The following is a 20,582-nucleotide window of genomic DNA, read 5'->3' as shown; positions in this document are numbered from 1 at the left end:
TAATAAGGTAATTTCTATGTCTGCTAAAATGACTGGTCTGGTAAAATGGTTCAACGCTGATAAAGGTTTCGGCTTCATCACTCCTGACGATGGCTCTAAAGACGTGTTCGTACACTTCTCTGCTATCCAGAACGATGGCTACAAATCTCTGGACGAAGGTCAGAAAGTTTCCTTCACCATCGAAAGCGGCGCTAAAGGCCCAGCAGCTGGTAACGTTGTAAGCCTGTAAGCTTCCAACCCAGTAGCAAATGAATTTAAAAACCCGCCTTCTGGCGGGTTTTTTCGTTTCTACTGTTGAACCTGTGGGTTGACGCAGTTTCTCTCAACTTTTCCTCCGCCAAGTGCGGCGATGAGGTTGTCTACCGCAGTGGCTGCCATGTTATAGCGCGTCTCATGGGTCGCCGAGCCGATGTGGGGCAATGCTACCACGTTGGGGAGTGTCAGTAGCGGGGAGTCCAGCGGAAGAGGCTCTTGTTCAAACACGTCCAGACCGGCGGCGTGGATCTCACCGTTTTGCAGTGCTTCGATCAGCGCCTTTTCGTCCACCACCGGGCCACGACCCGCATTGATGAAAATGGCCGACTTCTTCATCTTTTCAAACGCGGCTTTGCCAATCAGATGATGAGTTTCATCTGTCAGTGGCAGGATCAGGCAGACGTAATCCGCCTCCTGTAAAAGGGTATCCAGTTCGCAGTAACGGGCGTTGAAACGTTCTTCCGCTTCGTTGTGGCGACGACGCGCGTTGTACAGAATCGGCATGTTAAAACCGAAATGCGCGCGCTGCGCCAGTGCCAGACCGATACGACCCATCCCGACAATCCCCAGCGTTTTGCCGTGGACATCCACGCCGAACCAGTCCGGACCAATGCTCTTTGTCCATTCACCGGCTTTGACGCGTTCGGCCACTTCCACCACACGACGGGCAGTGCTGAGCACCAGCGCCATCAGCGTGTCGGCCACGGTTTCCGTCAGGGCATGTGGCGTGTGCATCAGCAGGATTTTGCGGGCGTTAAGTGCGTCTACGTCGAAGTTGTCATACCCCACGGAAACCGTTGAAGCAGCATGAAGCTTCGGCATTTTCTTAAGCAAAGCGACATCCACTTTCTCACTGGAACCCAGCAGACCTGCGGCGCTGGCGAACACATCAGCGTGCTGCGCCACGGTGTCCGGGCTAAGATCCTTCACCCGGGTCACGGTGAAGTGGTCTTCCAGGCGTTTTTGCAGATTTTCAGGCAGTGCTTTATACAAAATGACGGACGGCTTCATGCTAATCTCCGTTGATTTTTAAGGGGTCAGGCGTGACGTGCGCCGACAGGGAGTTGTTGATTATTAGCAGGCTTTACAATCAGAGTTAGCCACACTGAGGTGAAAAGCGCTACCCCCATAAAGATGTACGAGGCTGACGGGCTGCCGGTTGCGCCGTTCAGATAGCCCACAAACCAGGAGCCACAGAACGAACCCAGCGCACCCATACTGTTGATCAGTGCCATCGCACCACCTGCCACGTTACGCGGCAGCATCTCCGGGATGATGGCAAAGAATGGGCCATACGGGGCGTACATTGCTGCACCGGCAATGACCAGCAGGGTGTAAGAGATCCAGAAGTGGTTAGCCCCCACGGCCCAGGAGCCAATGAAAGCGAAGGCAGCGATCAGCAGCAGCGGCCAGACAAACAGCTTACGGTTCTGCAGCTTGTCTGACGCCCATGACGCGACAATCATTGCGATGGTGGCTGCCAGGTAAGGTACGGACGACAGCCAGCCCACTTCTACCATACCAAGGTTTTCGCCGCCGCTGCGGATAATGGATGGCAGCCACAGCACGAAGCCGTACACGCCAATGCTCCAGGTGAAATACTGCATGCACAGCAGCACCACGTTGCGGGAACGGAAGGCCTCACCGTAGTTACGCACCGCTTTCAGACCTTGCTGCTCTTTATCCAGCTGCGCCTGCAACGCGGCTTTTTCATCTTCAGAGAGCCATTTTGCCTGGGCAGGCTTATCTTTGACCAGCGCCCACCAGCAGAATGCCCAGATAACCGCCGGGATCCCTTCGATGATAAACATTTCGCGCCAGCCAAAGGACTGGATCAGGTAGCCAGAAACGACAGACATCCACAGTACGGTGACCGGGTTACCGAGGATCAGGAACGTGTTCGCACGTGAACGCTCGGATTTAGTAAACCAGTTGCTGATGTAGATGAGCATTGCGGGCATCACCGCCGCCTCAACCACCCCGAGGATAAAGCGAATGGCAGCCAGCGCCGGAATATTATTCACCACGCCAGTGAGTGACGCACAGACGCCCCACAGGATCAGACAGATGAAGATCAGTTTGCGTACGCTGCGGCGTTCCGCGTAGATAGCGCCAGGGATCTGGAAGAAGAAGTAGCCCAGGAAGAAAAGGGCACCCAGGAGTGATGAAACACCTTTGGTGATCCCGAGGTCTTCGGTGATCCCTGCGGCGGAAGCGAAACTGAAATTGGCACGATCAAGGTACGCCAGGCTGTACGTGATGAACACGATGGGCATGATGTACCACCAGCGTTTTACTGCATTGGTCGAACTGTTCATAGGCTTGCCTCTGTTGTTGAGGTTGGTACCGCCGTTGTATGTAGGGTACACGGTGGTTTAATGTTATTTGGTGCGGGTTATTGCCCTCACCCTGACCCTCTCCCACAGGGAGAGGGAACTTAAGATTCGAGTTGTGCTCGTGTTGGTAATCCTTCGCTGTCGCCCTGCACCTGGATCGCCAGCGAGCCAATTTTGTTCCCCCGTGCCACGGCCTGATGCAGTGGTTTGCCTTCCAGCAGGGCACTGATCACTCCCACGGCAAAGCCATCGCCCGCACCCACGGTATCGACCACGTTCTCAACTTTTACCGCCGCGACCGCACCTTGCTCACCGTCGGCCGTTTTAAACCATGCGCCATCGGCTCCGGTTTTCAGCACCACGGTTTTTACCCCGTTGTTCAGGTAAAAATCGGCAATTCCTTCAGGGGTATTTTCACCCGTGAGGATCATCCCTTCTTTTACACCAGGCAGAACCCAGTCCGCCTGGAATGCCAGACGGTTCAGCTTTTCGACCATTTCCGCTTCACTTTTCCACAGCACCGGACGCAGGTTCGGATCGAAAGAGATCGTTTTGCCCTGCGCTTTCATTGTCGTTGCCGCGTGATCGAGCAATTCATACGAGCTGGCAGACAGTGCCGCAGCAACGCCGCTCAGGTGCAAATGGCGCGCGCTGGCGAAATAGTGGGCATGGTAATCTTCCACAGAAAGGTGGCTTGCCGCCGATCCTTTACGGAAATACTCCACGATGGGATCGGTTCCATTTTCAACCTTAGATTTCAGCTGAAAACCGGTCGCGAAGCGTCCGTCGAGCGTAACGCCTGTGGCATCAATACCCTCTTTTTTCAACGAGTTCAGGACGAAACGACCAAAGCTGTCATCACCCACCCGACTCACCCAGCCAACGTCCAGACCGAGGCGTGCCAGGCCGGTTGCCACATTCAGCTCTGCACCCGCCACGCGTTTAATAAAGTGTTCTACCGTGCTCAGTTCGCCCGTTTCGGTGGCGACAAACATGGTCATGGCCTCGCCGATGGTGATCACATCCAGCGTCTTGTGCATGGTTTACTCCTCACGCAGCAGGTTTACGTAATGGCGGGTAACCGCGGTTAAATCCGCCCCTTCCAGCGGGAACTCGATACCACGCGGGGCATCGGCAGGCAGCTGATTGAGCAAATCCAGCCAGCGTGCGTCGGCGCGATCGGGCGCAACGGCACGGAACTGTGTCTTATGCGGCACGGCGGCTTTAACGTGGATATAGCTCACGGCGGGGGCCAGATGGTGTGCGGCTTCTTCCGGCGAGTCGCCGACCCACAGCCAGTTGCCCATATCGAACGTCAGCGTGACGGGCAATGCCATCTCCCGGCAGGCGGTCTGGAAGCGCTGCATGGGAGCAAGCTGGCCGCAGTCGGTCTGATCGTTTTCGACCACCAGTGCCATACCGCTTTCATTGAGCAGCGTGCGCAACGCTTCAGGGGGGTTGCCGCTGAAATGACCCAGCGAAACCTTGAGCCACAGGGCGTTCAGCGTGCTGGCTTCGGAGAGATAACGCGGCAGATCCGGGTTGAGCGTGCCGTCGGGCATAAACAGGGCGGCGGGCGCGGAATAACACGCGAGCAGTCCCAGCAGTTCAATTGATTCACCCAGCGCAGGCAGAGCCAGTAACTCCTCACTGTTGAACAGCTCGCGACGGATCTCTACGCCGTCGGCACCCGCACCGGCAATGACGGGAAGCATTGCCCGTTGACCGCCAGCCTGTCGCACCTGTTCCGCGCCATACGCGGCGGTGACTACCATTATTTTCCTGCTCATTACCCGACTCCATCACAACGCATCGATAGTATTACGCTAGATGGAACCGGTTCCAAAGAAAAGCTCAGGATGTTGAATTTATGATCGGCATCACGAAGGGGAATTTAACGGGCAGTTGAGCCGCGAACGATCAGCTCGCCGGAGAAGACCTGCTCACGCACGGCGTCGCTGGCACCTTCAATGCGACGAACGACTTGTTCAACAGCGGCATAGCCGATCTGCCAGGTGGGCTGTTTGAGGGTGGTGATCCCCACTCCCGCCAGTTCCGCCCATTCGAGTTCATCAAACCCCAGCAGACCAATATCACTGCCCCAGTGCAGGCCAATGCGTTTCAGCGAGCGGGCGACCTGCAGCGTCAGCGCGCCGTTGGCGGAGATCACCGCTTTACGCATACCGCGATGTCGGGTGTGGAACTGACGAAGGGTATTGTCGAGCCGGTCGGCTTCGTGCAGAGGAATTTCAGCATTTTCAGCGATTACACCGGGAAAACGCGCTAACGTGGCACGAAATGCGGCAAGACGCTCACGACGGGTATTGACCATGCCCAGCGGTTCGCTCAGGAACAGGATCGCTTCGAAGCCCTGCTCGATAAGATGCTCGGTGGCGGTGGTGGCGGCCTGGGTGTTATCCAGCCCGACCACATCGCAGGCGAATTCCGGGATTTTACGGTCGATAAGCACCATTGGCAGGGAAGATTGCTGCAGTCTGTTCAGCCCCTCTTCGCGCATGCCCACGGCATTTACCACGATACCCTCCACCTGGTAACTGCGCAGCAGATCCAGGTAATGCAGCTCCTGGTCGACTTCGTTGTTGGTGTTACAGACCAGTGGCGTGAACCCTTTTTCCCGGCAGGCAGCTTCGATACCGCTCAGCACGTTAACGGAATAGGGGTTGGTAATGTCGGCGATGATAAGCCCGATAAGGCGGGTACGACCACGCTTAAGGCCACGGGCCATAAGGCTGGGGCGGTAGTCGAGATCGGCAATGGCTTGTTCAATACGTGCCAGTAGCGCATCGGAAAGCAGGTGTTTCTCGCCATTGAGATAGCGCGAAATGCTGGTTTTACCGGTTTTTGCGGCTTTCGCCACGTCGCTGATGGTGGCCCGTGCTGATTTGCTCATCGCTGATGTCCTTGTAGTGAGTGAGAACACCTTAGCGGGAAAATCAATGATGGCAAGTGGTTCATGTCGGAAGGTGCGGCTTGGTGCCCTCACCCCGACCCTCTCCCACGGGAGAGGGCGCAAACACTAAAAACGGCAACGAATGTTGCCGTTTTGCTTCCACCTACTGAACCGGGCTTAAGGTGATCTCTACGCGGCGGTTCTGCGCTTTACCTTCCGCCGTGCTGTTGCTGGCGATTGGGTTAGCCGGGCCCATACCGCGGGTGCGGATACGGTTCGCTTCAACACCCTGGGTGATGAGAGAGCTGGCCACGGAATCGGCACGCTGCTGGGACAGACGCATGTTCAGATCCTGGCTGCCAGTGCTGTCAGTGTAACCCATCACGTTTACGGCAGTCTTGTTGTACTCTTTCAGTACCATCGCCACGCCGGTCAGGGTGTTTGCGCCCGCAGGTTTCAGCGTTGCACTGCTGCTGTCGAAGGTCACGTTGTTTGGCATGTTCAGGATGATGTTATCGCCACTACGCGTCACACTCACACCGGTTCCCTGCATTTTTTCGCGCAGTTTCGCTTCCTGCACATCCATGTAATAACCTACGCCGCCGCCCAGTGCTGCACCTGCCGCTGCGCCAATCAGCGCGCCTTTACCGCGATCTTTCTTGGAGGAGGAAAGCGCGCCAACGCCAGCCCCTACCAGCGAGCCAATACCCGCGCCGATGCCGGATTTACCCGCTTCACGTTCGCCAGTGTAAGGGTTTGTTGTGCAGCCAGAAACAGCCAGGGCACCGCTCACCAGAGCGGCAATAACGAGTACGCGTTTTTTCATCTTATTTCCTTAATCCTTTTTATTCTTTGCCACGACGAGCGCGGCAGTTGATTATGACGTCCCGATACGGAAAAAATTCCGGGTATAACTCTGAAATTTGTGTCAAACCATAAACGCAGCCTCAATAAGAAGGCCGTAAACCTGCACGTAATCAGGAGCGCACGCTTGAGCACATCAACAAAAACGATTCTGACCGCCGCCCACTGGGGACCGATGCTGGTCGAAACGGATGGCGAGAATGTTCTGTCATCCCGTGGAGCATTACCCGGGCAATATCCCAACTCGTTACAGACTGTTGTGCGTGAGCAGGTGCATAGCAAAACCCGCGTGCGCTGGCCGATGGTACGTAAAGGATTTCTGGCATCGCCGGATAAGCCACAGGGTATTCGTGGCCAGGATGAGTTTGTCCGCGTGAGCTGGGATGATGCCCTTTCGCTGATCCATGCTCAGCATAAGCGTATCCGCGACAGCTACGGCCCGTCGTCCATTTTTGCCGGATCTTACGGCTGGCGTTCCAACGGCGTGCTGCATAAGGCCTCGACCCTGCTTCAGCGCTACATGAGCCTGGCCGGAGGTTATACCGGTCATCTGGGCGACTACTCTACCGGTGCGGTGCAGGCGATCATGCCGTATGTCGTGGGCGGGAATGAGGTTTACCAACAGCAGACCAGCTGGCCGCTGGTGCTGGAGTACACCGATGTGGTGGTGCTGTGGAGTGCCAACCCGCTTAATACGCTGAAAATTGCCTGGAATGCCACCGACGAGCAGGGCATCCCGTATTTTGACGCGCTGCGCAAAAGCGGTAAGCGCATCATTTGCATCGATCCGATGCGTTCCGAAACGATGGATTTCTTCGGCGATCGCGCCGAGTGGATTGCCCCACATATGGGCACCGACGTCGCACTGATGCTGGGGATCGCCCATACGCTGGTTGAGAATGGCTGGCTGGACGACGATTTCCTCGCGCGCTGTACCACCGGCTTTGACAAATTTGCCGATTACCTGACGGGCAACACCGACGGTGTGGTCAAAACGGCAGAGTGGGCGGCAGCAATTTGTGGCGTAGATGCCGCTAAAATTCGCGAACTGGCAGAATTGTTCCATAACAATACCACCATGCTGATGTCCGGCTGGGGGATGCAGCGCCAGCAGTTTGGCGAGCAGAAACACTGGATGCTGGTGACGCTGGCCGCAATGCTTGGACAGATTGGTACCCCGGGCGGTGGTTTTGGGCTCTCTTATCACTTTGCTAATGGCGGTAACCCAACGCGTAAAGCGGCAGTGCTGGCCTCCATGCAGGGGGCGTTACAGGGTGGTGTGGACGCGGTTGATAAAATCCCGGTGGCACGTATTGTTGAAGCCCTGGAAAACCCGGGTGGGTTTTATCAGCACAACGGTCTGGATCGCCACTTCCCGGATATCCGCTTTGTCTGGTGGGCAGGCGGCGCGAACTTTACCCACCATCAGGATACTAACCGCCTGATCCGAGCCTGGCAGAAGCCGGAGCTGGTGGTGATCTCCGAATGCTTCTGGACTGCGTCGGCCAGACATGCCGATATTGTTTTGCCTGCCACCACCTCATTCGAACGTAACGATCTCACCATGACCGGCGATTACAGCAACCAGCACATGGTGCCGATGAAGCGTGTTGTGGCTCCACGGGATGACGCGCGTGATGATTTTGATGTCTTTGCCGACCTGAGCGAACGCTGGGAAGCCGGCGGGCGCGAGCGTTTTACGGAGGGCAAAACGGAGCTGGAATGGCTGGAGACGTTCTACCAGATCGCCAGCCAGCGTGGTGCTTCTCAGGGGGTGACGTTACCGCCGTTTGCTGAGTTCTGGGAAGCGAACGACATCTTCGAAATGCCGGAGAGCGAGCAGAACGCGCAATTTGTGCGCTTCGCCGATTTCCGCCGCGACCCGCAGACCCATCCGCTGAAAACTGAGAGCGGGAAAATCGTGCTTTACAGCCAGCGTATCGCCAGCTTTGGCTATGCTGACTGTCCGCCGCATCCCACATGGCTGGAGCCGGACGAGTGGCACGGCAACGCTCAGACGGAGCAGCTCCAGGTGTTGTCTGCCCATCCGGCGCATCGCCTGCATAGCCAGCTTAACTATACGTCGCTGCGCGAGCAGTACGCGGTTGCCGGGCGTGAGCCCGTCACCCTGCATACCGATGATGCCAAAGCGCGCGGGATTGCCGACGGCGACGTGGTGCGCGTCTGGAACTCGCGTGGACAGGTTCTGGCGGGGGCGGTAGTGAACGACGGGATTAAACCTGGTGTTATCTGTATTCACCAGGGGGCGTGGCCGGATCTGGCGTTGAGCGAAGGTGGCATTTGTAAAAACGGGGCGGTTAACGTGCTGACCAAAGATCTCCCCAGCTCGAAGCTGGGGAACGGGTGTGCGGGAAATACGGCACTGGCCTGGGTTGAGAAATACCAGGGGCCAGCGCTTACGTTAACGGCGTTTGATCCGCCTGCCAGCTCATGATCCACGTCGGGTGTTGGGTATCATCCTGCCAGGCGCTGTCTTCGATGCGAAAACCCTGAGCATGATAGAAATTTACCGCCCGGACATTTTTCTGGTACACCTCCAGGCTTAAATACGGGAAGCGCTGTTGAACATGGTTCAGCAGCGCCTGCCCAATCCCTTTCCCGATGAACGGCGTGGAGACAAACAGCGCACCCACAAATTGCGACTGCATGACGCTGATAAATCCGCGCGGTATACCGTCTTCCTCCCAGACCCAGGTTTCGGCGGCGGGCAGGTAAACATCCCGCACCATGCTTTCATTCTCTTTCCAGTAGTTTGCATTGATAAACGGATGCGCCTCCGTGGTGCTTTCAAGCCACAGACGCAGAAGCGGATCGGCATTATCACTTTGCCATTTGCGGATCATAGTGGCCCTCAGGATGACAGAAGCAGCCCGTAATGTGGTCGTTGACCAGCCCACAGGCCTGCATAAAGGAGTAACAGATGGTGGTGCCCACGAATTTAAAGCCGCGTTTTTTCAGCGCTTTAGAAAGGGCATCGGACGCGGGTGTGGAGGTTGGGATCTCCGCAAGCGTGGCAGCCTGTGTGATTTTTGGATCGTTATTCACAAATGACCAGACAAATTCCGAAAATGGCTCGCCGTTTTGCTCCATCGCAAGATATGCACGTGCGTTGCCGATAATGGCCTGGATCTTACCGCGATGGCGGATAATTCCAGCATCCAGCACCAGCCGCTCCACATCCTCGTCGGTCATCGCGGCGACCGTAGTGGGATCGAACTGGTGGAAGGCATTGCGGTAATTTTCCCGTTTTTTCAGTACCGTAATCCATGACAAACCCGCCTGCTGTCCCTCCAGGCAGATCATCTCAAAGAGCTTTTTACCGTCAGTTTCTGGCACGCCCCATTCCCGATCGTGATAGTCGATATAGAGCTGATCCTGGCTTACCCAACCGCAACGTTGCATAAGTTATCTCCCTTATTGATACTGAAATCGCAAATTTCAATCTGTCAGGCTTGACGTGTCTGCTAAAAAGACAATAGTTAATACAAGGCTATATGCCTTCAAACCTCTTCCTAAACAATGACAAATATCGCCGAATTCGGCTCTTTCTGGAGTCGCTTTGATGATGATAAAAAAAATCAGTGGCTGCCATGCTGTCTCTGGCCTGGTGGGGATCTCTGCCTGTTTGTTTTTTTGTAATACAGCGTCTGCCTGGCAACAGGAATATATCGTTTCAGACGCACAAAGTAATACGGCGGAACGCTATACATGGGATGCGGATCACCAACCGCGTTACGAGGAGATCCTCGCTGAGCGAATGAAGTCGTCGCAAAACATGCCCGGGTTTGCCCTGAACCTCCCTTCTGGTTCCTCTGCAGAGGACGGGATGAGCGTGGGCTGGAATTTCCCGGTGTCTGGCCATGTGACGACCGGCCCGGTGATGGGATGGCGTTATGACGGCTCCGCCCCCATGATGATTAATGAGTTTGGTGATGGTGTGACAACGCAGGCTTCCACCGATCCGCTCTGGCATGCCAGCGTGAGCACGCTTGGCTGGCGTGTGGATACGCAATATGGCGACCTTCACCCCTGGGCGCAGATTAGCGTTAACCAGCAGTTTGGTGTAAACCAGTGGAAATCCCAGTTTGGGATGCCGCAGACGCCCGCGCCCGCACAAAACGGGAGTTGGGTGGATGTGACGGTCGGAACGGATATCCCGTTGAACACGCATATGGCGGCCTATGCATCCTTAGCTCAGGGGGAAGGTACCGCGACGGGTGAGCAGTTTATGTATTCCCTGGGTGTGAGTGCTAATTTTTAGCGTTATCACTTTTTTCAACCTTACGATAACATCTTGAATACAATAACGGCGGGGATTGCAGCGATAGCGGTCACTAACACGCGATCGCTTCATTCCCCGGCAAGGTCATTCATTCCTGATTCCAGGCATTTCATTCCGTCTCTCCTGCATTTCATGCCGTTTTCCCCCAGTTGTTTTAAGGTTTTGTTTATCGTTGTCCTCAGCGAATTCCCTTAATTTCTCTTGCAGGACAACGGCCATGAACACATCAACTTATAACCGTACGCGTTGGCTGACGCTTTTTGGCACTATCGTCACCCAGTTTGCACTGGGGTCGGTCTATACCTGGAGCCTGTTTAATAGCGCGCTTTCCGATAAGATCGGTGCGCCGGTTAGCCAGGTCGCGTTCTCCTTCGGCTTGCTGAGCCTGGGGCTGGCACTTTCCTCTTCCATCGCAGGTAAACTGCAGGAGCGTTTCGGCGTTAAGCGTGTCACGATGGCTTCCGGGATCCTGTTGGGGGTGGGCTTTTTCCTCACGGCACATTCAAACAACCTGATGATGCTGTGGCTGAGCGCCGGGGTGCTGGTTGGGTTGGCGGACGGTGCGGGTTACCTGCTGACGCTGTCTAACTGCGTGAAGTGGTTCCCGGAGCGTAAAGGTTTAATCTCTGCGTTTGCTATCGGTTCTTATGGCCTGGGTAGCCTCGGGTTCAAATTTATCGACTCCCATCTTCTGGCCACCGTGGGCCTCGAAAAGACCTTCATGATCTGGGGCGTGATTGTGCTGGTGATGATTCTGTTCGGCGCAATGCTGATGAAAGATGCGCCTCAACAGGCAGTGAAAACCGTTAACGGCGTGGTGGAGAATGACTTCACGCTGGCTCAGTCCATGCGTAAGCCTCAATACTGGATGCTGGCGGTGATGTTCCTGACGGCGTGCATGAGCGGTCTGTATGTGATTGGTGTGGCAAAAGATATCGCTCAGGGGATGGTCAAACTGGATGCCGCGACGGCGGCCAATGCGGTGACCGTTATCTCCATCGCCAACCTTTCTGGTCGTCTGGTGCTGGGGATCCTGTCTGATAAGATTGCCCGTATCCGCGTTATTACGCTGGGGCAGGTGGTGTCACTGGTGGGCATGGCGGCTCTGTTGTTTGCACCCCTGAATGAAGCCACCTTCTTTGCGGCGATTGCCTGTGTGGCCTTTAACTTTGGCGGCACGATTACGGTCTTCCCGTCGCTGGTGAGCGAATTCTTTGGTCTGAATAACCTGGCGAAAAACTACGGTGTCATATACTTAGGCTTCGGTATCGGCAGTATTTGCGGTTCGCTTATTGCTTCGCTGTTCGGTGGGTTCTATGTGACGTTCTGCGTGATATTCGCCTTGTTAATTATTTCTCTGGCGCTGTCGACAACCATTCGCCAGCCGCAGCGCGAAATATTTAAAGAAGCGCATGCGTAATTTATGTATCGAAAAGGCCGGGGTTCCGGCCTTTTTTTTGTCTCTGAAAACGAAAGGGTTGAGCACCACGTTCGGTTACGGATTTTCTTTTTTGTAAAAAACTGTCGCGATCACACACTCTGCTGCCACTTTTTCTTTCCCCTGTGGTCTACTTACCACGCTTGTAGACGTTTGCTGATAACGATCCCTGAAGCGAATATTTAAGCTGTTCACTTTTACTACAAAGGTGGATGGCGTTACTGTCCCTTTTTCCGGGTTGCTTGCATGAAATACATTAAATCGATGGCACAACAAAAGCTGAGTTTTTTGCTGGCGTTGTACATCGGCCTGTTTATGAATGGCGCAGTTTTCTTCCGTCGATTTGATGGATACGCGCAAGATTTTACCGTCTGGAAAGGAATTGCAGCGGTCGTCGAATTAGTCGCTGCGGTATTGGCTACATTCTGTTTGCTTCGTGTGCTTTCACTGTTTGGTCGACGCCTGTGGCGCGTACTGGCCTCATTTGTCGTGTTGTGCTCGGCGGGAGCCAGCTATTACATGACCTTTATGAACGTGGTGATTGGCTACGGCATTATTGCCTCGGTCATGACCACGGATATCGACTTGTCGAAAGAGGTGGTTGGCCTGCATTTTGTCCTCTGGGTGATTGCTGTCAGCGCCTTACCGTTGCTGCTTATCTGGAGTAACCGCTGCCGGTATACGCTGGTGCATCAACTTCGTACGCCCGGACAACGCATCCGAAGCGTTGCGCTGGTGCTGCTGGCCGGGCTGATGGTCTGGGGGCCGATTCGCCTGCTGGAAGTGAAGCAAAAATATGACGAGCGTACCTCTGGCGTTGATATGCCAAGCTATGGCGGTGTGGTCGCAAACTCTTATCTGCCGTCTAACTGGATCTCCGCGCTGGGGTTATACGCGTGGGCACAGGTGGATGAGTCTTCTGATAATAAATCGCTGATGAACCCGGCGAAGAAGTTTACCTATGAAGCGCCAAAAGATATCGATGACACCTACGTCGTCTTTATCATCGGTGAAACCACCCGCTGGGATCACATGGGGATCCTTGGTTACAACCGGGATACCACGCCGAAACTGGCGCAGGAGAAGAACCTGGTTGCCTATCGCGGCTATTCCTGCGACACCGCGACGAAGCTCTCCTTACGCTGCATGTTCGTGCGCGAGGGCGGGGCCAGTGATAACCCACAGCGTACGCTGAAAGAACAGAACGTCTTCTCCGTGCTGCGCCAGCTTGGGTTTACCTCTGATTTATACGCAATGCAAAGCGAGATGTGGTTCTACAGCAATACGATGGCACAGAACATTGCCTATCGTGAGCAAATCGGTGCTGAGCCGCGTAACCGCGGTAAGAACGTCGATGACATGCTGCTGATCGATGAGATGAAACTCTCCCTGAACGGTAACCCGAAGGGTAAGCATATGATTATCCTGCATACCAAAGGGTCGCACTTTAACTACACGCAGCGCTATCCACGCAGCTTTGCGAAATGGACGCCGGAGTGTGTCGGTGTGGATAAAGACTGCACCAAAGCGCAGCTGATCAACTCCTACGATAACTCGGTGACCTATGTTGACCACTTTATCGATACGGTGATTGACCAGGTTCGCGATAAGAAAGCAATTGTGTTCTATGCTGCAGACCACGGTGAATCCATTAATGAGTACGAGCACCTGCACGGTACGCCGCGCAAAATGGCACCGCCAGAGCAGTTCCGTGTACCGATGATGGTGTGGATGTCGGATAAGTATCTGGAAGACCCGGAGAAGGCGAAGATGTTTGCGCAGCTGAAGAAAGAAGCGGATATGAAGGTGCCACGTCGTCACGTTGAGCTGTACGACACCATTTTAGGCTGTCTGGGTTATACCTCCCCGAACGGCGGTATTAACGAAAATAATAACTGGTGCAAACTCCCCGGGAGCACCACGAAAGCCGCGCAATAGCGTGCCTGGCGAGTTTATCGCCAGTTGAATGGCTTTTTTAAATTAAGGGATTGACGGGGGTGCACCAGAGCAGTAAGATGCGCTCCGCATTCGGCGAGTAGCGCAGCTTGGTAGCGCAACTGGTTTGGGACCAGTGGGTCGGAGGTTCGAATCCTCTCTCGCCGACCACATTCGAAACCCTGCTCTTAGAGCAGGGTTTTTTGCTTTTAAAAAAGGGCTAACCGTAAGGTTGGCTCTTTTTACATTAGAGCGTTACTCATCCTGACTTGCCAAAACATCCCTTATCCCTGCGTCTCCCTGCCTGTTAACGATTTTGTGACATAATCCATTGTATTTTTTTATATATAGATTGATCTTTTTTCGCGTTGCTTATGGATAACCTCAGCATTTTTCGCTGTGCGTTTTAACGTTCGCGGAATTTAGTGCTCAGATAATCACCATTCCGCAAGAAAGTTTACTCAATCTGCATAAAAGTTAATCACTGGATGTTGCGAAATATGAAGATATTTGTGCTGCAACATGGCGAGTAGCATAAATTTCCCTGCTGAAAACGGGTGTCCAAAGTTTTTTTAATCTTTGTTTGCTGTTTCTCACACTCCGCGTAAATCCTGGTCACCTGTATTGACGTTTTCACATTCTGTTGACAGATTGTAGGGCACGAGGGGCATTTCAGGGAGGATCTGCGCTGCAACTCAAACGCACTTCTGAAAGGATTCTCCATCCCTTTAACGCCTTCGGGCACCACCGACCAGACCGGGTAAAAAATAAATAAAGGTCAGGCGGCGTAACACAACAAAGCAAAACATCACATTGGAGCAGAATAATGAGTATTTCCTTGAAGAAGTCAGGGATGCTGAAGCTTGGTCTGAGCCTGGTGGCCATGACCGTCGCAGCAAGCGTACAGGCAAAAACCCTGGTTTACTGTTCTGAAGGCTCGCCGGAAGGCTTTAACCCACAGCTGTTTACCTCTGGCACCACGTACGATGCCAGCTCCGTACCGATCTATAACCGTCTGGTTGAATTCAAAACCGGTACCACGGAAGTGATCCCAGGTCTGGCTGAGAAGTGGGATGTTAGCGCAGACGGTAAAACCTATACCTTCCACCTGCGCCAGGGCGTGAAGTGGCAGGACAGCAAAGAATTCAAACCAACCCGCGACTTTAACGCCGACGACGTTGTGTTCTCCTTCGACCGTCAGAAAAACGCGCAAAACCCGTACCACAAAGTGTCTGGCGGCAGCTATGAATACTTCGAAGGGATGGGTCTGCCAGATCTGATCTCTGAAGTGAAAAAAGTGGACGATAAAACCGTTCAGTTCGTGCTGACTCGCCCGGAAGCCCCATTCCTGGCTGACCTGGCAATGGACTTCGCCTCTATTCTGTCTAAAGAGTACGCGGACAACATGCTGAAAGCCGGTACGCCGGAAAAAGTGGACCTGGATCCAATCGGCACTGGCCCGTTCCAGCTGCTGCAGTACCAGAAAGACTCCCGTATTCTGTATAAAGCCTTCCCGGGTTACTGGGGCACTAAGCCGAAGATTGACCGTCTGGTCTTCTCCATTACGCCTGATGCGTCTGTACGTTACGCAAAACTGCAGAAAAACGAATGCCAGGTTATGCCATACCCGAACCCGGCAGATATCGCTCGCATGAAGCAGGATAAAAATATCAACCTGCTGGAGCAGGCTGGCCTGAACGTGGGTTATCTCTCCTTCAACACCGAGAAAAAACCGTTTGATGACGTGAAAGTGCGTCAGGCGCTGACCTACGCGGTCAACAAAGAAGCGATCATCAAGGCGGTTTATCAGGGCGCGGGCGTTGCGGCTAAAAACCTGATCCCGCCAACCATGTGGGGCTATAACAACGACGTTAAAGACTACAGCTACGATCCTGAGAAAGCGAAAGCGCTGCTGAAAGAAGCAGGCCAGGATAAAGGCTTTACCGTTGAACTGTGGGCGATGCCGGTACAGCGTCCGTACAACCCGAACGCACGCCGTATGGCTGAAATGGTGCAGGCTGACTGGGCTAAGATCGGTGTTCAGGCCAAGATTGTGACCTACGAGTGGGGCGAGTATCTGAAACGTGCCAAAGCGGGTGAGCATCAGGCGGTAATGATGGGCTGGACCGGTGATAACGGGGATCCAGATAACTTCTTCGCCACCCTGTTCAGCTGTGCGGCTGCGAAAGACGGTTCTAACTACTCTCGCTGGTGCTACAAGCCGTTTGAAGACCTGATCCAGCCGGCGCGTGCGACCGACGATCACAACAAACGTATTGAACTGTACAAGCAGGCTCAGGTTGTTATGCACGACCAGGCTCCGGCGCTGATTGTGGCTCACTCCACCGTGTACGAACCAGTGCGTAAAGAAGTCAAAGGCTACGTGGTTGATCCACTGGGCAAACACCACTTCGAAAACGTATCTGTTGAATAATAAGTAGGGTGTTCTCCCTCTCCTTTTGGGAGAGGACAGGGGTGAGGGGCGTGCATGCATCCCTTCACCCTAACCCTCTCCTCCTACAGGGAGAGGGAATTTACATTTGTGAGCAATACAGACGTCACGCCATTGGTCGTGCGTTATCAGAGAGAATCCGGGTTATGTTGCAGTTCATCCTCCGACGTCTGGGACTTGTTATCCCCACGTTTATCGGTATCACCCTTCTCACTTTTGCCTTCGTCCATATGATCCCCGGCGACCCGGTAATGATTATGGCGGGTGAGCGTGGTATTTCCCCTGAACGCCATGCACAGCTGCTGGCCGAGCTTGGCCTGAACAAGCCGCTGTGGCAGCAATACCTCAACTATATCTGGGGTGTGTTGCACGGTGATTTAGGCATTTCCCTGAAAAGCCGCCTTCCGGTGTGGGACGAGTTTGTGCCGCGTTTTAAAGCGACGCTGGAACTCGGCGTCTGCGCCATGATTTTTGCCACCGCAGTAGGCATTCCTGTTGGGGTATTAGCCGCTGTTAAGCGTGGCTCGATCTTCGACCATACTGCGGTGGGTCTGGCGTTGACCGGTTACTCCATGCCTATCTTCTGGTGGGGCATGATGCTGATTATGCTGGTCTCGGTGCAGCTTAACCTGACACCGGTGTCCGGGCGCGTCAGCGATATGGTCTTCCTTGATGACTCCAACCCGCTGACCGGTTTTATGCTGATTGATACGGCTATCTGGGGTGAAGAGGGTAACTTCATTGATGCGCTGGCGCACATGATCCTGCCTGCGATGGTGCTGGGCACCATTCCTCTGGCGGTGATCGTGCGTATGACCCGTTCATCGATGCTGGAAGTGCTGGGCGAAGATTATATCCGTACCGCGCGCGCCAAAGGCCTGACCCGTATGCGTGTCATTATCGTCCACGCGCTGCGTAACGCCATGCTGCCGGTGGTGACCGTTATCGGTTTGCAGGTAGGGACGTTGCTGGCAGGGGCGATCCTGACGGAAACCATCTTCTCCTGGCCGGGCCTCGGACGCTGGCTGATTGACGCACTGCAACGCCGTGACTATCCGGTTGTGCAGGGCGGTGTATTGCTGGTCGCGACGATGATTATCCTCGTCAACCTGCTGGTCGATTTGCTGTACGGCGTGGTGAACCCGCGTATTCGTCATAAGAAGTAAGGGGCCATCATGTCACTCGTTACTGAAAACAAAGTTGTTGCTGCACCGGTGCCAATGACGCCGCTGCAGGAGTTCTGGCACTACTTCAAGCGTAATAAAGGCGCGGTAGTAGGGCTGGTGTATGTCACCATCATGATCCTGATTGCGGTGTTTGCTAACGTGCTCGCACCCTATAACCCGGCGGATCAGTTCCGTGACGCGCTGCTGTCACCTCCGGCCTGGCAGGAGGGTGGTAGCCTGACGCACCTGCTGGGTACTGACGACGTAGGTCGTGATGTGTTGTCGCGTCTGATGTACGGCGCGCGTCTGTCGCTGCTGGTCGGTTGTCTGGTGGTGGTACTGTCGCTGGTCATGGGCATTGTGCTCGGTCTGGTTGCCGGTTACTTCGGCGGTATCGTTGATAACATCATCATGCGTATCGTCGACATCATGCTGGCACTGCCAAGCCTGCTGCTGGCGCTGGTGCTGGTGGCGATATTCGGCCCGTCTATTGGTAACGCCGCGCTTGCGCTGACCTTTGTGGCACTTCCTCACTACGTGCGTTTAACCCGTGCGGCGGTGCTGGTGGAAGTACACCGAGACTACGTGACGGCATCTCGCGTGGCGGGTGCGGGGGCGATGCGTCAGATGTTCGTTAACATTTTCCCGAACTGCCTTGCGCCGCTGATCGTTCAGGCATCGCTCGGTTTCTCTAACGCCATTCTTGATATGGCCGCTCTTGGCTTCCTGGGCATGGGTGCGCAGCCGCCAACACCGGAGTGGGGCACCATGCTCTCCGATGTGTTGCAGTTCGCACAAAGCGCCTGGTGGGTTGTCACCTTCCCGGGTCTGGCGATCCTGCTGACGGTGCTGGCATTTAACCTGATGGGTGATGGTCTGCGTGATGCACTTGATCCCAAACTGAAGCAGTAAGAGGCACGAGATGGCGTTATTAAATGTAGATAAATTATCGGTGCACTTCGGCGACGAAGGCACACCGTTTCGCGCCGTGGACCGCATCAGCTACAGCGTAAATCAGGGCGAAGTGGTCGGTATTGTTGGGGAGTCGGGTTCCGGTAAATCTGTCAGTTCGCAGGCGATTATGGGGCTGATTGATTATCCCGGTCGCGTGATGGCCGAAAGTCTGGAGTTTAACGGTCAGGATCTGAAGCGCATTTCTGAAAAACAACGCCGCCAGCTGGTGGGCGCAGAAGTGGCGATGATCTTCCAGGACCCGATGACCAGCCTGAATCCGTGCTACACCGTCGGTTTCCAGATTATGGAAGCCATTAAGGTGCATCAGGGCGGTAACAAGAAAACCCGTCGTCAGCGCGCTATCGATCTGCTGACGCAGGTCGGTATTCCTGACCCGGCATCGCGTCTGGATGTATACCCGCATCAGCTGTCCGGCGGGATGAGCCAGCGCGTGATGATTGCCATGGCGATCGCCTGTCGGCCAAAACTGCTGATTGCGGATGAACCGACAACTGCGCTGGACGTCACCATTCAGGCGCAAATTATCGAGCTGCTGCTGGAACTGCAGCAGAAAGAGAATATGGCGCTGGTGCTGATTACGCACGATCTGGCGCTGGTGGCTGAAGCGGCACACAAAATCATCGTGATGTATGCCGGCCAGGTGGTCGAGACCGGGAGTTCGCACGATATCTTCCGCGCGCCGCGTCATCCGTATACCCAGGCACTTTTACGCGCGCTGCCGGAGTTTGCCCAGGACAAAGCGCGTCTGGCCTCGCTGCCGGGTGTGGTGCCGGGTAAATATGACCGTCCACAGGGCTGTCTGCTTAACCCGCGCTGCCCGTATGCGACGGACAAATGTCGTGCGCAAGAGCCAGAGCTGAACCTGTTGGCTGACGGTCGTCAGTCGAAATGCCACTACCCACTCGATGATGCCGGGAGGCCAACACTATGAGTACGCAACAGGCCACCACGCAACAACCGCTGTTGCAGGCTATCGACCTGAAAAAACACTACCCGGTGAAGAAGGGGCTATTTGCCCCTGAGCGCCTGGTGAAAGCGCTGGATGGCGTCTCCTTTACCCTTGAGCGCGGTAAAACGCTGGCGGTGGTTGGGGAGTCCGGCTGTGGGAAATCCACGCTGGGCCGTCTGTTGACGATGATTGAAACGCCAACCGGCGGTGAGCTTTACTATCAGGGACAGGATCTGCTTAAGCACGATCCGCAGGCACAGAAGCTGCGTCGTCAGAAAATCCAGATTGTGTTCCAGAACCCGTACGGTTCCCTGAACCCGCGTAAAAAAGTGGGTCAAATCCTGGAAGAGCCGTTGCAGATAAACACCAGCCTGAGCAAAGAGCAGCGTCGTGAAAAAGCGCTGGCGATGATGGCGAAAGTCGGCCTTAAAACCGAACATTACGATCGCTACCCGCATATGTTCTCCGGCGGCCAGCGTCAGCGTATCGCTATCGCCCGTGGTCTGATGCTCGACCCGGATGTGGTGATTGCTGATGAACCGGTTTCCGCGCTCGACGTCTCCGTGCGTGCGCAGGTACTGAACCTGATGATGGATCTGCAGCAAGAACTGGGCCTGTCGTACGTGTTCATTTCGCACGACCTGTCGGTTGTTGAGCACATTGCTGACGAAGTGATGGTGATGTACTTAGGGCGCTGCGTGGAGAAGGGGACGAAAGACCAGATCTTTAATAACCCTCGTCATCCGTATACTCAGGCGCTGCTGTCTGCGACTCCGCGCCTGAATCCGGACGATCGTCGTGAGCGAATTAAGCTGACGGGTGAATTACCAAGCCCGCTGAATCCGCCTCCGGGATGTGCATTCAACGCCCGTTGCCGCCGTCGTTTTGGCCCCTGCACACAGTTGCAGCCACAGCTGAAGGATTATGGCGGTCAACTGGTGGCGTGCTTTGCCGTTGATCAGGACGAAAATGGCGAAAAGCCGCATGCCTGAAGTAAA

General features: G+C 54.8%; 18 protein-coding genes and 1 tRNA gene. 11 read left to right on the top strand and 8 right to left on the bottom strand.

What is annotated here, in order from left to right; all coding sequences use genetic code 11:
• Positions 1–16: 16 nt before the first annotated feature.
• Positions 17–229: a transcription antiterminator/RNA stability regulator CspE gene (gene cspE, locus HV318_RS12735; RefSeq protein WP_003860775.1), complete on the top strand. Its 213-nt coding sequence runs from the start codon at positions 17–19 to the stop codon at positions 227–229.
• A gap of 59 nt (positions 230–288) precedes the next feature.
• On the opposite strand, the gene ghrB is transcribed toward cspE, so the two are convergent.
• The 6 genes from ghrB to HV318_RS12705 form a co-directional block, all read right to left on the bottom strand.
• Positions 289–1,266: a glyoxylate/hydroxypyruvate reductase GhrB gene (ghrB, locus tag HV318_RS12730; RefSeq protein ID WP_182273046.1), complete on the bottom strand. Its 978-nt coding sequence runs from the start codon at positions 1,264–1,266 to the stop codon at positions 289–291.
• Between the two features lie 26 nt (positions 1,267–1,292).
• Entirely contained in the window at positions 1,293–2,573 is a 1,281-nt protein-coding gene (locus tag HV318_RS12725) for an MFS transporter (protein WP_182273045.1), read from the bottom strand.
• A 119-nt stretch (positions 2,574–2,692) separates the two neighbouring features.
• On the bottom strand, positions 2,693–3,631 hold the full coding sequence (locus tag HV318_RS12720; RefSeq protein WP_182273044.1) for a sugar kinase: 939 nt from the start codon (positions 3,629–3,631) through the stop codon (positions 2,693–2,695).
• A gap of 3 nt (positions 3,632–3,634) precedes the next feature.
• Entirely contained in the window at positions 3,635–4,381 is a 747-nt protein-coding gene (locus HV318_RS12715; protein ID WP_182273043.1) for a sugar phosphate isomerase/epimerase family protein, read from the bottom strand.
• A gap of 104 nt (positions 4,382–4,485) precedes the next feature.
• Entirely contained in the window at positions 4,486–5,502 is a 1,017-nt protein-coding gene (locus tag HV318_RS12710) for a LacI family DNA-binding transcriptional regulator (protein ID WP_182273042.1), read from the bottom strand.
• Between the two features lie 163 nt (positions 5,503–5,665).
• Entirely contained in the window at positions 5,666–6,328 is a 663-nt protein-coding gene (locus HV318_RS12705) for an OmpA family lipoprotein (RefSeq protein WP_182273041.1), read from the bottom strand.
• 165 nt (positions 6,329–6,493) lie between these two features.
• Between HV318_RS12705 and HV318_RS12700 the strand changes: the two genes are divergently transcribed.
• On the top strand, positions 6,494–8,821 hold the full coding sequence (locus tag HV318_RS12700; protein ID WP_182273040.1) for a molybdopterin guanine dinucleotide-containing S/N-oxide reductase: 2,328 nt from the start codon (positions 6,494–6,496) through the stop codon (positions 8,819–8,821).
• Here HV318_RS12700 and HV318_RS12695 read toward each other — a convergent pair.
• Both HV318_RS12695 and tag read right to left on the bottom strand, forming a co-directional pair.
• Positions 8,784–9,230: an N-acetyltransferase gene (locus HV318_RS12695; protein WP_182273039.1), complete on the bottom strand. Its 447-nt coding sequence runs from the start codon at positions 9,228–9,230 to the stop codon at positions 8,784–8,786. The genes HV318_RS12700 and HV318_RS12695 overlap by 38 nt on opposite strands.
• Positions 9,208–9,789 carry a DNA-3-methyladenine glycosylase I gene (tag, locus tag HV318_RS12690; protein ID WP_182273038.1) on the bottom strand — a complete coding sequence of 194 codons (582 nt, stop codon included), beginning with the start codon at positions 9,787–9,789 and terminating at the stop codon, positions 9,208–9,210. The genes HV318_RS12695 and tag overlap by 23 nt, the downstream gene beginning before the upstream one ends.
• Before the next feature lie 160 nt (positions 9,790–9,949).
• Between tag and HV318_RS12685 the strand changes: the two genes are divergently transcribed.
• The 9 genes from HV318_RS12685 (at position 9,950) to dppF (ending at position 20,576) form a co-directional block, all read left to right on the top strand.
• Entirely contained in the window at positions 9,950–10,648 is a 699-nt protein-coding gene (locus HV318_RS12685) for an autotransporter domain-containing protein (RefSeq protein WP_182273037.1), read from the top strand.
• 238 nt (positions 10,649–10,886) lie between these two features.
• Positions 10,887–12,089, top strand: a complete 1,203-nt coding sequence (locus HV318_RS12680) for an L-lactate MFS transporter (RefSeq protein WP_182273036.1) — start codon at positions 10,887–10,889, stop codon at positions 12,087–12,089.
• A 264-nt stretch (positions 12,090–12,353) separates the two neighbouring features.
• The gene (gene eptB, locus HV318_RS12675; RefSeq protein ID WP_182273035.1) at positions 12,354–14,045 is read left to right on the top strand and encodes a kdo(2)-lipid A phosphoethanolamine 7''-transferase; all 1,692 of its coding nucleotides are present in this window, start codon (positions 12,354–12,356) and stop codon (positions 14,043–14,045) included.
• Positions 14,046–14,136: 91 nt separating this feature from the next.
• Positions 14,137–14,213, top strand: a tRNA-Pro gene (locus HV318_RS12670).
• A gap of 655 nt (positions 14,214–14,868) precedes the next feature.
• Complete coding sequence (dppA, locus tag HV318_RS12665) at positions 14,869–16,476, top strand: dipeptide ABC transporter periplasmic-binding protein DppA (protein ID WP_182273034.1); 1,608 nt, start codon at positions 14,869–14,871, stop codon at positions 16,474–16,476.
• A gap of 164 nt (positions 16,477–16,640) precedes the next feature.
• Entirely contained in the window at positions 16,641–17,660 is a 1,020-nt protein-coding gene (gene dppB, locus HV318_RS12660; RefSeq protein WP_182273033.1) for a dipeptide ABC transporter permease DppB, read from the top strand.
• Positions 17,661–17,669: 9 nt separating this feature from the next.
• The gene (dppC, locus tag HV318_RS12655; RefSeq protein WP_182273032.1) at positions 17,670–18,572 is read left to right on the top strand and encodes a dipeptide ABC transporter permease DppC; all 903 of its coding nucleotides are present in this window, start codon (positions 17,670–17,672) and stop codon (positions 18,570–18,572) included.
• Positions 18,573–18,582: 10 nt separating this feature from the next.
• A complete protein-coding gene (gene dppD / locus HV318_RS12650) occupies positions 18,583–19,566 on the top strand; it encodes a dipeptide ABC transporter ATP-binding protein (RefSeq protein WP_182273031.1) in 984 nt (327 codons plus the stop codon).
• Positions 19,563–20,576 (top strand): dipeptide ABC transporter ATP-binding subunit DppF, encoded by a 1,014-nt coding sequence (gene dppF, locus HV318_RS12645; RefSeq protein WP_182273030.1) that lies wholly within the window; start codon positions 19,563–19,565, stop codon positions 20,574–20,576. The genes dppD and dppF overlap by 4 nt, the downstream gene beginning before the upstream one ends.
• Positions 20,577–20,582: the final 6 nt, after the last annotated feature.

It is taken from the genome of Enterobacter sp. RHBSTW-00901 (assembly GCF_014103115.1).
In the GTDB taxonomy this organism is placed as follows: domain Bacteria; phylum Pseudomonadota; class Gammaproteobacteria; order Enterobacterales; family Enterobacteriaceae; genus Enterobacter; species Enterobacter cloacae_P.
Note: the sequence above shows the minus strand (reverse complement) of the source record. Positions and strands in the feature narration are given on the sequence as shown.

Coding starts and splice junctions, on each gene's coding strand:
- cspE (WP_003860775.1), top strand. CDS start 17: ATGTCTGCTAAAATGACTGGTCTGGTAAAATGGTTCAACGCTGATAAA.
- ghrB (WP_182273046.1), bottom strand. CDS start 1,266: ATGAAGCCGTCCGTCATTTTGTATAAAGCACTGCCTGAAAATCTGCAA.
- HV318_RS12725 (WP_182273045.1), bottom strand. CDS start 2,573: ATGAACAGTTCGACCAATGCAGTAAAACGCTGGTGGTACATCATGCCC.
- HV318_RS12720 (WP_182273044.1), bottom strand. CDS start 3,631: ATGCACAAGACGCTGGATGTGATCACCATCGGCGAGGCCATGACCATG.
- HV318_RS12715 (WP_182273043.1), bottom strand. CDS start 4,381: ATGAGCAGGAAAATAATGGTAGTCACCGCCGCGTATGGCGCGGAACAG.
- HV318_RS12710 (WP_182273042.1), bottom strand. CDS start 5,502: ATGAGCAAATCAGCACGGGCCACCATCAGCGACGTGGCGAAAGCCGCA.
- HV318_RS12705 (WP_182273041.1), bottom strand. CDS start 6,328: ATGAAAAAACGCGTACTCGTTATTGCCGCTCTGGTGAGCGGTGCCCTG.
- HV318_RS12695 (WP_182273039.1), bottom strand. CDS start 9,230: ATGATCCGCAAATGGCAAAGTGATAATGCCGATCCGCTTCTGCGTCTG.
- tag (WP_182273038.1), bottom strand. CDS start 9,789: ATGCAACGTTGCGGTTGGGTAAGCCAGGATCAGCTCTATATCGACTAT.
- HV318_RS12685 (WP_182273037.1), top strand. CDS start 9,950: ATGATGATAAAAAAAATCAGTGGCTGCCATGCTGTCTCTGGCCTGGTG.
- HV318_RS12680 (WP_182273036.1), top strand. CDS start 10,887: ATGAACACATCAACTTATAACCGTACGCGTTGGCTGACGCTTTTTGGC.
- eptB (WP_182273035.1), top strand. CDS start 12,354: ATGAAATACATTAAATCGATGGCACAACAAAAGCTGAGTTTTTTGCTG.
- dppA (WP_182273034.1), top strand. CDS start 14,869: ATGAGTATTTCCTTGAAGAAGTCAGGGATGCTGAAGCTTGGTCTGAGC.
- dppB (WP_182273033.1), top strand. CDS start 16,641: ATGTTGCAGTTCATCCTCCGACGTCTGGGACTTGTTATCCCCACGTTT.
- dppC (WP_182273032.1), top strand. CDS start 17,670: ATGTCACTCGTTACTGAAAACAAAGTTGTTGCTGCACCGGTGCCAATG.
- dppD (WP_182273031.1), top strand. CDS start 18,583: ATGGCGTTATTAAATGTAGATAAATTATCGGTGCACTTCGGCGACGAA.
- dppF (WP_182273030.1), top strand. CDS start 19,563: ATGAGTACGCAACAGGCCACCACGCAACAACCGCTGTTGCAGGCTATC.